Annotated in this window: 12 protein-coding genes; all 12 read left to right on the top strand. The window is 70.4% G+C overall.

Translation table 11 applies throughout. The annotated features are described in order from the left end of the window. The first annotated feature begins 21 nt into the window (after positions 1-21). Positions 22-1,413, top strand: a complete 1,392-nt coding sequence (gene lysA, locus ACFRIC_RS19825) for a diaminopimelate decarboxylase (protein WP_382787389.1) — start codon at positions 22-24, stop codon at positions 1,411-1,413. 204 nt (positions 1,414-1,617) lie between these two features. Beyond that, positions 1,618-2,910, top strand: a complete 1,293-nt coding sequence (locus ACFRIC_RS19820; protein ID WP_382787387.1) for a homoserine dehydrogenase — start codon at positions 1,618-1,620, stop codon at positions 2,908-2,910. Between the two features lie 6 nt (positions 2,911-2,916). Then, positions 2,917-3,975 carry a threonine synthase gene (gene thrC, locus ACFRIC_RS19815; RefSeq protein ID WP_382787384.1) on the top strand — a complete coding sequence of 353 codons (1,059 nt, stop codon included), beginning with the start codon at positions 2,917-2,919 and terminating at the stop codon, positions 3,973-3,975. Positions 3,976-4,723: 748 nt separating this feature from the next. Beyond that, on the top strand, positions 4,724-5,653 hold the full coding sequence (gene thrB, locus ACFRIC_RS19810; protein ID WP_339131544.1) for a homoserine kinase: 930 nt from the start codon (positions 4,724-4,726) through the stop codon (positions 5,651-5,653). A 388-nt stretch (positions 5,654-6,041) separates the two neighbouring features. Next, positions 6,042-8,093, top strand: coding sequence for a transcription termination factor Rho (gene rho, locus ACFRIC_RS19805; RefSeq protein WP_382787382.1), 2,052 nt, complete (start codon positions 6,042-6,044; stop codon positions 8,091-8,093). A gap of 179 nt (positions 8,094-8,272) precedes the next feature. Next, positions 8,273-10,096: a trypsin-like serine protease gene (locus tag ACFRIC_RS19800; protein WP_382787380.1), complete on the top strand. Its 1,824-nt coding sequence runs from the start codon at positions 8,273-8,275 to the stop codon at positions 10,094-10,096. A 224-nt stretch (positions 10,097-10,320) separates the two neighbouring features. Next, a complete protein-coding gene (locus ACFRIC_RS19795) occupies positions 10,321-11,457 on the top strand; it encodes an LCP family protein (RefSeq protein WP_382787378.1) in 1,137 nt (378 codons plus the stop codon). 255 nt (positions 11,458-11,712) lie between these two features. Further along, entirely contained in the window at positions 11,713-11,934 is a 222-nt protein-coding gene (gene rpmE, locus ACFRIC_RS19790; RefSeq protein ID WP_382787376.1) for a 50S ribosomal protein L31, read from the top strand. A 171-nt stretch (positions 11,935-12,105) separates the two neighbouring features. Continuing rightward, a complete protein-coding gene (gene prfA, locus ACFRIC_RS19785) occupies positions 12,106-13,182 on the top strand; it encodes a peptide chain release factor 1 (protein WP_382787374.1) in 1,077 nt (358 codons plus the stop codon). Positions 13,183-13,243: 61 nt separating this feature from the next. Continuing rightward, the gene (gene prmC / locus ACFRIC_RS19780) at positions 13,244-14,089 is read left to right on the top strand and encodes a peptide chain release factor N(5)-glutamine methyltransferase (RefSeq protein ID WP_382787372.1); all 846 of its coding nucleotides are present in this window, start codon (positions 13,244-13,246) and stop codon (positions 14,087-14,089) included. A 116-nt stretch (positions 14,090-14,205) separates the two neighbouring features. Further along, positions 14,206-14,853, top strand: a complete 648-nt coding sequence (locus ACFRIC_RS19775; protein ID WP_382787370.1) for an L-threonylcarbamoyladenylate synthase — start codon at positions 14,206-14,208, stop codon at positions 14,851-14,853. 52 nt (positions 14,854-14,905) lie between these two features. Further along, positions 14,906-15,553 carry a protein-tyrosine-phosphatase gene (locus ACFRIC_RS19770; RefSeq protein WP_382787368.1) on the top strand — a complete coding sequence of 216 codons (648 nt, stop codon included), beginning with the start codon at positions 14,906-14,908 and terminating at the stop codon, positions 15,551-15,553. Positions 15,554-15,617 lie beyond the last annotated feature (64 nt).

Genomic DNA, 15,617 nt, shown 5'->3' with positions numbered 1-15,617 from the left:
GAAGTAGAGAGCACCGCAGACATGAGTCGTTCCGCACACCCCGCCGGGCCCCGTCACGCCGACGTCCTCACCGAGGGCCACTACAGCGCCCCGCCCGCCGACCTCAACGCCCTCGACCCCAAGGTGTGGTCGCACACCGTGAGCCGCGGAGAGGACGGTGTCGTCCGCGTCGGTGGTCTCGAAGTCACCGCGCTGGCCGAGGAGTTCGGCACTCCCGCCTACTTCCTCGACGAGAGCGACTTCCGGGAGCGGGCGCGCGCCTGGCGCACCGCGTTCGGGCACGACGCCGACGTCTTCTACGCGGGCAAGGCCTTCCTCTCGCGTGCCGTCGTACGGTGGCTGCACGAGGAGGGGCTGAACCTGGACGTGTGTTCCGGGGGTGAGCTGGCGACCGCCCTGTCGGCCGGGATGCCCGCCGACCGGATCGCCTTCCACGGCAACAACAAGTCCACCCACGAGATCCGTACCGCCGTCGAGGCCGGCGTCGGGCGGATCGTGCTCGACTCCTTCCAGGAGATCGTGCGGGTCGCGCACATCGCGCAGTCCCTGGGCAAGCGGCAGCGAGTGCAGATCCGGGTGACGGTGGGCGTCGAGGCGCACACGCACGAGTTCATCGCGACCGCGCACGAGGACCAGAAGTTCGGGATCGCGCTCGCCGACGGGCAGGCCGCCGAGGCCGTACGGAGGGCGCTCGCGCTCGACGCGCTCGAGGTCGTCGGGATCCACTCGCACATCGGCTCGCAGATCTTCGACATGGCGGGCTTCGAGGTCGCCGCCCGGCGTGTCGTCGCGCTGCTGGCCGCCGTGCGCGACGAGCACGGCGTCGAGCTGCCCGAGATCGACCTCGGCGGCGGTCTCGGTATCGCGTACACCAGCGACGACGACCCGCGCGAGCCGCACGAGATCGCCAAGGCACTGAGCGAGATCGTCACGCGCGAGTGCGAGGCGGCGAAGCTGCGCACGCCGCGGATCTCCGTGGAGCCGGGGCGCGCCATCGTCGGACCGACCGCCTTCACGCTGTACGAGGTCGGCACGATCAAGCCGCTCGACGGGCTGCGCACCTACGTCTCGGTCGACGGCGGCATGTCCGACAACATCCGGACCGCGCTGTACGACGCCGAGTACAGCGTCGCCCTCGTCTCGCGCACCTCCGACGCCGAGCCGATGCTCGCGCGCGTCGTGGGCAAGCACTGCGAGAGCGGGGACATCGTGGTCAAGGACGCGTTCCTGCCGGCCGACCTCGCGCCGGGCGACCTGATCGCGGTGCCGGCCACCGGCGCGTACTGCCGGTCCATGGCCAGCAACTACAACCACGCCCTGCGCCCGCCGGTCGTCGCCGTGAAGGACGGAGCGGCGCGGGTGATCGTGCGCCGGGAGACGGAGGAGGACCTCCTGCGTCTCGATGTCGGGTGACGTCACCCGACATCGAGTGACAAGGGGTGACGTCAGGTGATCGGATGGACCGGATCCGGCGGGTGCGGACCGGGGCGGAAGATCTCCTGTCGTCACCTACCAGAAAAATGAAATGGACGTCTCACGATCCGGACGAAGGGTAGAAACTCCCGTCCCCTGGGTGAGACTGGTCCAACCGAAGACGGTATGAGGAAACGAGGTCGGATGATGCGTACGCGTCCGCTGAAGGTGGCGCTGCTGGGCTGCGGGGTTGTCGGCTCAGAGGTGGCGCGCATCATGACGACGCACGCCGACGACCTCACGGCCAGGATCGGCGCCCCCGTCGAGCTCGCCGGTGTCGCCGTCCGCAGGCCCTCCAAGGTCCGCGAGGGCATCGACCCCGACCTGGTCACCACCGACGCCACCGCCCTCGTCAAACGCGGGGACATCGACGTGGTCGTCGAGGTCATCGGCGGCATCGAGCCCGCCCGTACGCTGATCACCACCGCGTTCGAGCACGGCGCCTCCGTCGTCTCCGCGAACAAGGCGCTGCTCGCCCAGGACGGCGCGGCCCTGCACGCGGCCGCCGAGGAGCACGGCAAGGACCTCTATTACGAGGCCGCCGTCGCCGGCGCCATCCCGCTGATCCGGCCGCTGCGCGAGTCCCTCGCCGGCGACAAGATCAACCGGGTGATGGGCATCGTCAACGGCACCACCAACTTCATCCTCGACAAGATGGACTCCACGGGGGCGGGCTACCAGGAGGCCCTCGACGAGGCCACCGCGCTCGGGTACGCCGAGGCCGACCCCACGGCCGACGTCGAGGCGTTCGACGCCGCCGCCAAGGCCGCCATCCTCGCCGGGATCGCCTTCCACACGCGGGTGCGCCTCGACGACGTCTACCGCGAGGGCATGACCGAGGTCACCGCCGCCGACTTCGCCTCGGCGAAGGGGATGGGCTGCACCATCAAGCTGCTCGCCATCTGTGAGCGGGCCGCCGACGGGGGCTCGGTGACGGCGCGCGTCCACCCCGCGATGATTCCGCTGACCCACCCCCTCGCCTCCGTGCGCGGCGCGTACAACGCCGTGTTCGTCGAGTCGGAGGCCGCCGGCCAGCTCATGTTCTACGGGCCGGGCGCCGGCGGCGCCCCGACCGCGTCCGCCGTCCTCGGCGACCTGGTGGCCGTCTGCCGCAACAGGCTCGGCGGTGCGACCGGCCCCGGCGACTCCGCGTACGCGCAGCTCCCCGTCTCGCCCATGGGCGAGGTCGTCACGCGGTACCACATCAGCCTCGACGTGGCCGACAAGCCCGGTGTCCTCGCCCAGGTCGCCACCGTGTTCGCCGAGCACGGGGTGTCCATCGACACCGTGCGTCAGTCGGGGAAGGACGGCGAGGCCTCCCTCGTCGTCGTCACCCATCGCGCTTCCGACGCGTCCCTCGCCGGTACGGTCGAGGCGCTGCGCGGCCTCGACACCGTGCGGGGTGTCTCCAGCATCATGCGGGTTGAAGGAGAGTAACCAGCAATGACCCACCAGTGGCGCGGAATCATCGAGGAGTACCGGGACCGTCTTCCGGTGTCCGACAGCACGCCGGTCGTGTCGCTCCGCGAGGGCGGTACGCCGCTCGTGCCCGCGCAGGTGCTCTCCGAGCGCACGGGCTGCGAGGTCCACCTCAAGGTGGAGGGTGCCAACCCGACCGGGTCCTTCAAGGACCGCGGAATGACCATGGCCATCACGCGGGCGAAGGAGGAGGGCGCGAAGGCCGTCATCTGCGCCTCCACCGGCAACACGTCCGCGAGCGCCGCCGCGTACGCGGTACGCGCCGGCATGGTCTGCGCCGTCCTCGTGCCGCAGGGCAAGATCGCGCTCGGCAAGATGGGCCAGGCCCTCGTGCACGGCGCCAAGATCCTCCAGGTCGACGGCAACTTCGACGACTGTCTGACGCTGGCGCGCTCGCTGTCCGACAACTACCCGGTGGCACTGGTCAATTCGGTCAACCCGGTGCGCATCGAGGGCCAGAAGACGGCCGCCTTCGAGATCGTGGACATGCTCGGCGACGCGCCCGACATCCATGTCCTTCCGGTGGGCAACGCGGGCAACATCACCGCGTACTGGAAGGGGTACAAGGAGTACGCCGCCGACGGCATCGCCGCGAAGACCCCGCGCATGTGGGGGTTCCAGGCGTCCGGCTCCGCGCCCATCGTGCGCGGCGAGATCGTCAAGGACCCGTCGACCGTCGCCACCGCGATCCGGATCGGCAACCCGGCCTCGTGGCAGTTCGCGCTGGCCGCGCGGGACGAGTCGGGCGGCCTCATCGACGAGGTGACGGACCGTGAGATCCTGCGCGCCTACCGGCTGTTGGCGGCGCAGGAGGGTGTCTTCGTCGAGCCCGCGTCCGCGGCGTCCGTCGCCGGTCTGCTGAAGGCCGCCGAGCAGGGCAAGGTCGACCCGGGTCAGCGCATCGTCTGCACCGTCACCGGCAACGGTCTCAAGGACCCCGACTGGGCCGTCGCGGGCGCTCCCCAGCCGGTCACGGTCCCGGTGGACGCGGCGACGGCGGCGGAACGGCTCGGCCTGGCGTAGGCCTGGTGTGAGGCCTGGCGTGAACCGGGTCCGGCACGGTCGTGGGCCGGGACCGGGCCGGCCCGCGTTCGGCGGCGGTCCGGTCGAGGTTCAAGACCGGCTCGACCGACGGCCAGGGCCGGTTCGAACGACAGCCAGGCCGCTTCGGCTGGAGGTCGGGATCGGTTCGACTGAAGGTCAGGGCCGGTTCGGGTGGAGGTCGGGATCGGTTCGGCTGGAGGCCAGGGCCGGTTCGGGTGGAGGTCGGGACTCGTCCGGCTCGAGGCCGGGTTCGGTTCCGGGTGACGACAGGGCCGACCGGTGGCGTGAAACGGGCCCGGAATGGCGGGAACCCAAGCCATTTCTGGCGGGAATCCGTCGGCGACGGGCGGGTCGCGGTGACGCGCAGGGGTGGGGCCGGTGGCCCCGCCCGGAGCGGCCCGGGGCCGGCCCACCGCACGGAACTCGCCGCGAACGGGCGGGAAACCGGTGGAAAGCCGTCGGAATCCCTCCGCTCGCGGGGGGCATCCCCATGACGACCCGACAGGGGGTGCACGAGGGGCTTACGACACGCATCGTGCGCCTCCTGTGCGCCCTATGTCGCCACAGAACCTTCCTTCGATAGGCTGTACCGAACCCGCCCGCCGCATATGCCGCGGTGTCGCGCGGTCATTGCGGACCCCGGGTCCACGTGCCCGTCCGTCGTGGTTCATCTCGCAGTTCTTCGTAAATCTCGTACATCACGCAGCTCAAGGAGAGTCATCGAGCGATGGCCGGTCCAGCGTTCCGCGCCGCCGCCGTCCGGGTGCGCGTCCCCGCCACCAGTGCCAACCTCGGCCCGGGTTTCGACGCCTTCGGCCTGTCACTGGGGCTCTACGACGACGTGGTCGTCCGGGTGGCCGACTCAGGACTGCACATCGACATCGCGGGTGAGGGCAGCGAGACGCTGCCGCGCGACGAGAAGCATCTCCTCGTACGTTCCCTGCGCACCGCCTTCGACCTGCTCGGCGGACAGCCGCGCGGCCTCGAGATCGTGTGCGCCAACCGCATCCCGCACGGCCGGGGCCTGGGCTCCTCGTCGGCCGCCATCTGCGCCGGCATCGTCGCCGCCCGCGCGGTGACCATAGGCGGGGACAGCAGGCTCGACGACACCGCGCTCCTGGAGCTCGCGACCGAGATCGAGGGACACCCCGACAACGTCGCGGCCTGTCTGCTCGGCGGATTCACGCTCTCCTGGATGGAGTCCGGCGCCGCGCGCGCCATCAGGATGGACCCCGCGGACTCCATCGTTCCGGTGGTCTTCGTCCCCGGAAAGCCCGTGCTCACCGAGACCGCGCGGGGTCTGCTGCCGCGCACCGTCCCGCATGTCGACGCCGCCGCCAACGCGGGCCGCGCCGCACTGCTCGTCGAGGCGCTGACGCGGCGCCCGGAGCTGCTGCTGCCCGCCACCGAGGACCGGCTGCACCAGGAATACCGCGCCCCGGCGATGCCGGAGAGCGCCGCGCTCGTGGAGCGTCTGCGCGCCGACGGCATCCCGGCCGTGATCTCCGGCGCGGGACCCACGGTCCTCGCGCTCGCGGACCGCGCGTCGGCCGACAAGGTGGCCGATCTCGCAGGTCAGGGCTGGGCCGCCAACCGTCTGGACCTCGACGCCCAGGGGGCGTGCGTGTTGCCCCTGGCACCTGTCGAGGTCGATTGACGACGCACGGTTGCCGGATTTGGAGAGGGGGAATGTTTGTTGGATCCGGTAGTGTTAACCTCAAGTCTGCACCCGACCCCACCATGGCGAGGTGCTTCGCGTCCCTGTCCGGGACACCCATTCTTCCGGGAGCCTCCCAAACTGCTACGTGCCTTGCATTGGGTGCTATGCGCTGAGCAGTGCTGAGCACGCTCCGGAACCGGCGTGACCGAGCCGATGACACCGAACCTCAGTGCCACGGCTCCGGAATCGTCATCACCAGCAATGTCTTCCGCCGCTTTGGCGGACCACCGCCCCGGCACGGTCCACACAGCAAGGGCCAATGCCGGACAGCACAACCGGTCGCCGAGCCAGACAGGCCGACGTCCGCTCCAGGGAAGGACCCTTCGTGAGCGACACCACCGATCTGATGGGCGCACGTGTCGAGGAGACCGCTGCCGCGCCCGCCACGGACGCCTCCGCGCCTGCCACCGGTGCCGGCTCCAGGCGACGCCGCGGTACCGGCCTCGAGGGCATGGTGCTGGCCGAGCTGCAGCAGGTCGCATCCGGCCTCGGCATCAGGGGCACCGCGCGGATGCGCAAGAGCCAGCTGATCGAGGTCATCAAGGAGGCCCAGGCCGGAGGGGGTGCCCCGGCCAAGGCCGCGTCCGACGACGCCGCCGAGACCAAGCCGAAGCGCCGCGCCACCTCCAAGGCCCGTACGGGTGACGAGTCCGCCGCCCCGGCCGCGGACAAGGCCGAGAAGGCCGCCGAGAAGGCCGTGGCCCCGCAGCAGATCGAGATCCCCGGCCAGCCGGCCGGCGGCCCCTCCCGTACGAGCGAGGCCGACCGCGGGGCGGACGACGCCCCCGCCGAGCGCCGCCGTCGCCGTGCCACCGCCGAGGCGGGCAGCCCCGAGACGGTCACCGCCGAGGCGAAGACCGAGACGCAGGGCGACGCCGAGGGCGCCGAGGGCCGTCGTGAGCGCCGCGACCGCCGTGACCGCGACCGGGGCGGCCGTGACCGCGACCGCCGTCCGGCCAAGGGCGACGAGCAGCAGGGCGGCCAGGGTGCCGGCCAGCAGCGCCCGGACCGTCAGGAGCGCCAGGACCGCCCGGACCGTCAGCAGCAGGGCGGCGGCCGTCAGGACCGCCAGCAGCCGCGCGACAACGGGCCGCGCGACAACGGACCGCGTGACAACGGACCGCAGGACGACGACGACTTCGAGGGCGGCCGCCGCGGCCGGCGCGGTCGTTACCGGGACCGCCGTGGCCGTCGTGGACGCGACGAGATCGCCGAGCCGCAGGTCGCCGACGACGACGTGCTGATCCCCGTCGCGGGCATCCTCGACATCCTCGACAACTACGCGTTCATCCGTACGTCGGGCTACCTCCCGGGTCCCAACGACGTGTACGTCTCCCTCGCCCAGGTCCGCAAGAACGGTCTGCGCAAGGGTGACCACGTCACCGGCGCGGTCCGTCAGCCCAAGGACGGCGAGCGCCGCGAGAAGTTCAACGCGCTCGTGCGCCTGGACTCGACCAACGGCATGGCGCCCGACTCCGGTCGCGGCCGGCCGGAGTTCAACAAGCTCACGCCGCTCTACCCGCAGGACCGGCTCCGTCTGGAGACCGACCCGGGTGTGCTGACGACCCGCATCATCGACCTCGTCGCGCCGATCGGCAAGGGCCAGCGCGGTCTGATCGTGGCCCCGCCGAAGACCGGCAAGACCATGATCATGCAGGCGATCGCCAACGCGATCACGCACAACAACCCCGAGTGCCACCTGATGGTCGTCCTGGTCGACGAGCGTCCGGAAGAGGTCACCGACATGCAGCGGTCGGTCAAGGGCGAGGTCATCTCCTCGACCTTCGACCGTCCGGCCGAGGACCACACCACGGTCGCCGAGCTCGCCATCGAGCGGGCCAAGCGTCTGGTGGAGCTGGGCCACGACGTCGTCGTGCTGCTCGACTCGATCACCCGTCTGGGCCGTGCGTACAACCTCGCCGCCCCGGCCTCCGGCCGCATCCTGTCCGGTGGTGTCGACTCGACCGCGCTCTACCCGCCGAAGCGCTTCTTCGGTGCCGCGCGCAACATCGAGGACGGCGGTTCGCTGACGATCCTGGCCACCGCGCTCGTCGACACCGGCTCGCGCATGGACGAGGTCATCTTCGAGGAGTTCAAGGGCACCGGCAACGCCGAGCTCAAGCTCGACCGGAAGCTCGCCGACAAGCGCGTCTTCCCGGCGGTGGACGTCGACGCGTCCGGTACCCGCAAGGAAGAGCTCCTGCTCGGCAGCGACGAGCTCGCCATCACCTGGAAGCTGCGTCGCGTGCTCCACGCGCTCGACCAGCAGCAGGCGATCGAGCTGCTGCTCGACAAGATGAAGCAGACGAAGTCGAACGCCGAGTTCCTGCTCCAGATCCAGAAGACGACGCCGTCGGTGGGCAACAACAACGACTGACGTCTTTCGCGACCGAGGTCGTCCGCGACCGGAGTTCGCAGGGCAGAAACCGCAAAGGGCCGCCCCCGTCACCCAGGTGACGGGGGCGGCCCTTTGCCCTGTTCGGCACACGTGTACGATCGCGCCCTTGAACAACTGCTGAAGCAGATCTGAACTCTTATCTCTGAGGGGGGACTTGAGTGGATACGTCCACGTCCGGGGGCGGTAGGCACAGGCGCCGTATACGGATCGCCGTTCCGGTCGCCGCGGCGGGCCTCGCCGCGGTGGTCGCCGGTGCGCTTCTGATGTCGTCCGCGAACGCCGCGCCCGGCACGCCGACGGTGTCCCTGCCCGCCGCGAACCTCGCCGCCTCCACGCCGTCCCAGGCCACACTGGCCAAGCGGGTCGCGGGCGCGCTCGCGAGTGACGACACCGCGGGCCGCACGACGCAGAAGGCGTCCCTGAGCGCCTCCACGACCCCGGCGCACGTGGATCCGAAGATCATCGGCGGCACCACGACCACCATCACCACGGCCCCGTGGATGGCGCAGCTCTGGTACTACGACGACAAGGGCACCACCAGCGAGGCCGACGACTTCGGCTTCTTCTGCGGTGGCTCGGTCGTGTCGCCGACGAAGATCCTCACCGCCGCGCACTGCGTCAAGGGCTACGACTGGAAGGCCAACGGCGCCGTCATCACCGGCACCTCGCAGCTTCCGACCAGCGACTCCGCGGGCAACACCAACCTGCACGGCGGTACGGTCACCGCCGCGTGGCGGCAGTGGAACCACCCGTCGTACAACTCGACGACCATCGACAACGACATCGCGGTCATCACGCTGGACAGCCCGGTCAAGGCCACGCCGATCCGCATGACGACGTCCGGTGACACCACGTCGTACGCGTCCGGCACCAAGGCCACGCTCTACGGCTGGGGCCGCACCACGTCCACCACGCAGGACATCTCCGAGACGCTGAAGACGGCCACGCTGCCGATCAACTCGGACACCACCTGCAAGACCACGTACGGCACCGACTTCGTCGCTGGCCACATGGTCTGCGCGGGAACCAAGGCGACGGGTACCGACGCTGGCACCACCACGGCCTGCAACGGCGACTCCGGTGGCCCGCTGATCGTGAACGGCCGCATCGTCGGTGTCGTCTCCTGGGGCGTCGAGGACTGCGTCGCGAAGGGCGCGTACAGCGTCTTCTCGAAGGTCAGCACCTACGTCGGCGCCGCCTGGCCGCGGGTCGAGGACACCAACTTCAACGGTGACCACAAGGCCGACCTGTTCGTCCGCAACTCGTCGACCAAGACGGGCTACGAGAAGGACTCCAACGGCACCTCGTTCGCCGCTCGCAAGTCGATGGACTCGTGGGCCGGCCTGAACGTCGTGCTCCAGACCGACCTCAACCGGGACGGCTACCAGGACCTCGTGGTCCGTGACAGCACCACCGGCGATGTCTACTGGGTGCACGTGCTGCCGACGACGGGGCGCTCGGTCACCGACAAGATCTTCACCAACTGGAAGACCCGCACCCGGATCATCGCCCCCGGCGACATCACCGGCGACGCTCTGCCCGACATGCTCTCCGTCGACTCCGCCGGAGCGATGTGGGAGTACCCGGGCAAGGGCAACGGCACCTTCTCCGCGCGCGTCCAGGTCCGCACCGGCTGGAACCAGTACAACTCCATCCGCGCGCACGGTGACTTCACCGGTGATGGCAAGGCCGACCTGCTCGCCCGCCAGTCGGGCAGCGACGACCTGTACCTGTACAAGGGCACCGGCAAGACCGGCTCCGAGGCGTTCTCCTCCCGGATCAAGGTGCGCAGCGCCTGGACCGGCTACAACGCCTTCGACGCGGTCGGTGACATCACCGGCGACGGCAAGGCCGACTTCCTGGCCCGCACCCCCGGCGGCACGCTGTACCTGTACCCCGGGACCGGAAAGGCCACCAGCGAGATCTTTGCCACAAGGATCTCGGTAGGTACCGATTTCAAGCAGTACGACATCTTCGGCTGACATCGCAGGTGAGCGGGGTTCTCCCCGTTCCGGCCGAGCGCAAGTCGAGCACACGGAGTGCCCACCGCGTCACGCGGTGGGCACTTTTCGTCGTGCAACCCTTTCCCGAGTTTCCCCATCTGACCGTACGGAGTGACCATGGAGCGGTACGCCTCGTCACGACCAGATGGGCCTGTCCCTGAAAGCAGGGGGTAACCGACCGCAAAGAGGAAGCCGAGGTACACATGCCCGCCGAGAGCACGCCGGAGCCCGCGATACCGGGCGACCCCGGCAACAGCACCCCGCCCCGCCCGAAGGGCAGCCGGCGCAAGCCCCGCAGCGCGCGGAGCAAGGCCCTGCTCATCACGGCCTGGACCGCGGCGGGTGTCGTGGCGCTCGGTGGCGCCGGAGCCGGCTATCTGTTCTTCAAGCTCAACGGCAACCTCAAGAGCGTCGACATCAACCAGGCGCTCGGCAGCGACCGGCCCGTGAAGGTCGACAACGGCTCGGAGAACATCCTGGTCCTCGGCTCCGACACCCGCTCCGGCACCAACAAGAAGCTGGGCGGCGGCACCGACGACGGCAGCGCCCGCTCCGACACCGCGATGATCGTCCACGTGTACAAGGGCCACAAGCGGGCCAGCGTGGTCTCCGTCCCCCGGGACACCCTCGTCAAGCGCCCCTCCTGCACCGACTCCCAGGGCACCGTCCACGGCGCGGCCTCCGCCGCGATGTTCAACTCCGCCTACTCCACCGGCGGCGCCGCCTGCGCGGTGAAGACCGTCGAGTCCATGACCGGCATCCGCATGGATCACTACATCGAGGTCGACTTCAGCGGCTTCCAGAAGCTGATCGACGACCTCGGCGGCGTCACGGTCACCACGACCAAGGCCATCTCCGACAAGGAGAGCCATCTGCACCTGTCGGCCGGGTCCCACAAGCTCGACGGCAAGCAGGCGCTCGGCCTGGTCCGTACCCGGCACGGCGTCGGCGACGGTTCCGACCTCGGACGCATCCAGCTCCAGCAGGCGTTCATGAAGGCGCTCGTCGACCAGGTCAAGCACATCGGGCTCCTGTCCAACCCGAAAAAGCTGTACGACCTCGCCGACACCGCGACCAAGACGGTGACCGCCGACTCCGACCTCGGCAGCGTCACCGACCTCGCCTCCTTCGCGGGCGGCCTCAAGGGCATCGGCTCGTCCCACATGACCATGGTGACGATGCCGGTCCAGTACGACCCGGCCGACGGCAACCGCGTCCTGGTCGACAAGGCCAAGGCCGAGCTGGTGTGGAAGGCGCTGAAGGCCGACCGGCCGATCCCGAAGGCGGCCACCGAGGGAACGGCCACCGGCACCGCGAAGGGCGTCGTCAGCCCCGGCTGAGGCCCCTCCCGCGGGCCCGCGGGAGGACCGCCGGGCCCCGGCCGACGTGCGGGCACGCGGCCCAGCCGAGCCCTCCGGCCGGCGGGCGTGCAGGTCAGCGCCGTCCGGCCACGGCCCCGGCCTCGGGGAATACATCGCCGCGTCCCCCCGTTTTGGGGGATACGGCCAGTGCTGGCAGACTGGTACGTCGGCCCCGGTTCACGCATCCGCATCCAGCGGCGGCGACCCGGCGCCCTCCCGAAACTAGGAGACACCTTGAAGCGCGACATCCACCCCGAGTACGTCGAGACGCAGGTCAGCTGCACCTGTGGCGCGTCGTTCACCACCCGCAGCACGATCTCCAGCGGCACCATCCGCGCCGAGGTCTGCTCCGAGTGCCACCCGTTCTACACGGGCAAGCAGAAGATCCTCGACACCGGTGGCCGTGTGGCCCGCTTCGAGGCCCGCTTCGGCAAGGCTGCCGCTGCCAACAAGTAGCGAGCCCACAGCGCCGGTCTTCGGAGTCCCCCGCACGGGGACGCCGGGACCGGCGCTTTGCGGTCCAGCCCCCTCCCCGGGCTCTCGACGCGTTCGAGCAAGGGGAACCCCACGCCGTACCTACGTCCCCGCACCCTGCACGGAGCCGGGGACAGTCCATTGGAGCCGGAGATGTTCGAGGCGGTCGAGGAACTGATCGGCGAGCACGCCGATCTGGAGAAGAAGCTCGCTGACCCGTCGGTCCACGCCGACCAGGCCAACGCGCGCAAGCTCAACAAGCGCTACGCCGAGCTGACCCCGATCGTCGCGACGTACCGCTCCTGGAAGCAGACCGGGGACGACATCGGCACGGCCAAGGAGCTCGCCGCCGACGACCCCGACTTCGCCGCCGAGGTCAAGGACCTGGAGAAGCAGCGCGAGGAGCTCACCGAGAAGCTCCGCCTGCTGCTCGTCCCGCGCGACCCGAGCGACGACAAGGACGTCATCCTGGAGATCAAGGCGGGCGCCGGCGGCGACGAGTCCGCCCTGTTCGCCGGTGACCTGCTGCGCATGTACCTGCGCTACGCCGAGCGCATCGGCTGGAAGACCGAGATCATCGACGCCACCGAGTCCGAGCTCGGCGGCTACAAGGACGTCCAGGTCGCCGTGAAGACCAAGGGCGGCCAGGGCGCCACCGAGCCCGGCCAGGGCGTCTGGGCCCGCCTGAAGTACGAGGGCGGCGTCCACCGGGTGCAGCGCGTGCCCTCCACCGAGTCGCAGGGCCGTATCCACACCTCCGCCGCCGGCGTGCTGGTCACGCCCGAGGCCGAGGAGGTCGAGGTCGAGATCCTCGCGAACGACCTGCGGATCGACGTCTACCGCTCCTCGGGCCCCGGCGGCCAGTCCGTCAACACGACCGACTCCGCGGTGCGCATCACGCACATTCCCACCGGAGTCGTCGCTTCCTGCCAGAACGAGAAGAGCCAGCTCCAGAACAAGGAGCAGGCGATGCGTATCCTGCGCTCCAGGCTTCTCGCGGCGGCGCAGGAGGAGGCGGAGCGGGAGGCCTCCGACGTCCGCCGCAGCCAGGTCCGCACGGTCGACCGCTCCGAGAAGATCCGTACGTACAACTTCCCGGAGAATCGCATCTCGGACCACCGCGTCGGCTTCAAGGCGTACAACTTGGACCAGGTCCTCGACGGTGAGCTCGACGCCGTCATCCAGGCCTGTGTCGACGCGGACTCGGCCGCCAAGCTCGCCGCCGCGTAACACACGACGACAGTTCGGCGCCGTACACCACACGACAACAGCTCAGCCCCGGAGGACCAGCGTGAACCTGCTGCTCGCGGAAGTGGCCCAGGCCACCCAGCGGCTGGCCGACGCCGGCGTGCCCTCGCCGCGCAACGACGCGGAGGAGCTCGCCGCCTTCGTGCACGGCGTGAAGCGGGGCGAGCTGCACAGCGTCAAGGACGTGGACTTCGACGCCCGCTACTGGGAGGTGACCGCGCGCCGCGAGGCCCGCGAGCCGCTCCAGCACATCACCGGGCGCGCCTACTTCCGCTACCTCGAACTCCAGGTGGGACCCGGCGTGTTCGTACCCCGCCCCGAGACCGAGTCGGTCGTCGGCTGGGCCATAGACGCCGTCCGCGCGATGGACGTCGTCGAACCGCTGATCGTCGACCTGTGCACCGGCTCGGGCGCCATCGCGCTCGCCCTCGCCCAGGAGGTCCCGCGCTCCCGCGTGCACGCCGTCGAGCTGTCCGAGGACGCCCTCCAGTGGACGCGCAAGAACGTCGAGGGGTCCAGGGTCGACCTGCGCCAGGGAGACGCCCTCACGTCGTTCCCCGACCTCGACGGCCAGGTCGACCTGGTGATCTCCAACCCTCCGTACATCCCGCTCACCGAATGGGAGTACGTACAGCCGGAGGCCCGCGACTACGACCCCGAACTCGCCCTGTTCTCCGGCGAGGACGGACTCGACCTCATCCGCGGCATCGAGCGCACCGCGCACCGGCTGCTGCGCCCCGGCGGCGTCGTCGTCATCGAGCACGCCGACACCCAGGGCGGACAGGTGCCCTGGATCTTCACCGAGGAGCGGGGCTGGGCCGACGCGGCCGACCACCCGGACCTCAACAACCGGCCGCGGTTCGCGACCGCCCGCAAGGCGATGCCGTGAGCACGGCCCACGCGGCACCGGCGCGCGACGCCCTCGCGCCGACGCGCACCGCGTCCGCCCGCATCGCGTTTCTTCGCACCCCCAGCCAGCAGTACGTGTATGAGGAGGCCCGCTAAATGGCACGGCGATACGACACCAACGACGCGACCGACCGCACCACAGGTCTGCGTGAGGCGGCGTCCGCCGTCCGCCGTGGCGAACTGGTGGTCCTCCCCACCGACACCGTCTACGGCATCGGCGCCGACGCGTTCACCGCGGAGGCCGTCGCCGATCTCCTCGACGCCAAGGGCCGGGGCCGCAACATGCCCACCCCCGTCCTCATCGGCTCCCCGAACACCCTGCACGGCCTCGTCACGGACTTCTCCGAGATGGCCTGGGAGCTCGTCGACGCGTTCTGGCCGGGTGCCCTGACCCTCGTCGCCAAGCACCAGCCCTCGCTCCAGTGGGACCTGGGGGACACCCGGGGCACGGTCGCGATCCGCATGCCGCTGCACCCCGTCGCCATCGAGCTCCTGACGGAGGTCGGCCCGATGGCCGTGTCCTCCGCCAACCTCACCGGCCACCCCGCGCCGGAGGACTGCGACGCCGCCCAGGGCATGCTCGGCGACTCCGTCTCGGTCTACCTGGACGGCGGCCCGACCCCCGGCAACGTGCCCTCCTCGATCGTCGACGTCACCGGCAAGGTGCCCGTCCTGCTGCGCGCCGGCGCCCTGTCGGCCGAGGAGCTGCGGAAGGTCGTACCCGACCTCGAGGTGGCGAATTGACAGCCCCCGAGTCCTTCGGGCTCCCCGCTCGGCCGGAGCAGGGAGCGGCCCCATGCGTGGCATAGGCACGGGGATCACCGGGACCGGCGGATCCCCGAGCGGATCCTTCCGCATCCTCTATGTCAGCACCGGCAACGTGTGCCGCTCGCCGATCACCGAGCGGCTGACCCGGCATGCCCTGGCGGACCGGCTGGGCGACCCGCTGTGGGGCGGTCTCATCGTGGAGAGCGCCGGCACCTGGGGCCACGAGGGCGCGCCGATGGAGGCCAACGCGGCGACCGTGCTGACCGACTTCGGGGCGGACCCCTCCGGCTTCGTGGGGCGTGAGCTCCTCGACGACCACGTCATCCGCGCCGACCTGGTCCTGACGGCGACCCGCGACCACCGCGCCCAGGTCATCTCCATGGGGCACTCCGCCGGTCTGCGCACCTTCACGCTGAAGGAGTTCACCCGGCTGGTGCGCGCCATAGACCCCGCGACCCTGCCGCCCCTGCGGGACGGCGTGGTCGAGCGTGCCGTCGCCCTGGTGCGGGCCGCCGCCGCGCTGCGCGGCTGGCTGCTGGCCCCCACCGCGGAGGCGGACGAGGTGTTCGACCCGTACGGGGCGCCCCTGCCGTTCTTCCGGTCCATCGGGGACGAGATCAACGAGGCGCTGGATCCCGTCGTCACCGCTCTGACGGGGGTACCCGCGCGGACGTGACACCGGGCGTGCCACCGGTCCCGGTTCTACATTGGACGTAAGCGTCCCCCGCAGATGTCCGGAG

The sequence above is a fragment of the Streptomyces sp. NPDC056738 genome, from assembly GCF_042790435.1.
Taxonomy (GTDB): domain Bacteria; phylum Actinomycetota; class Actinomycetes; order Streptomycetales; family Streptomycetaceae; genus Streptomyces.
Note: the sequence above shows the minus strand (reverse complement) of the source record. Positions and strands in the feature narration are given on the sequence as shown.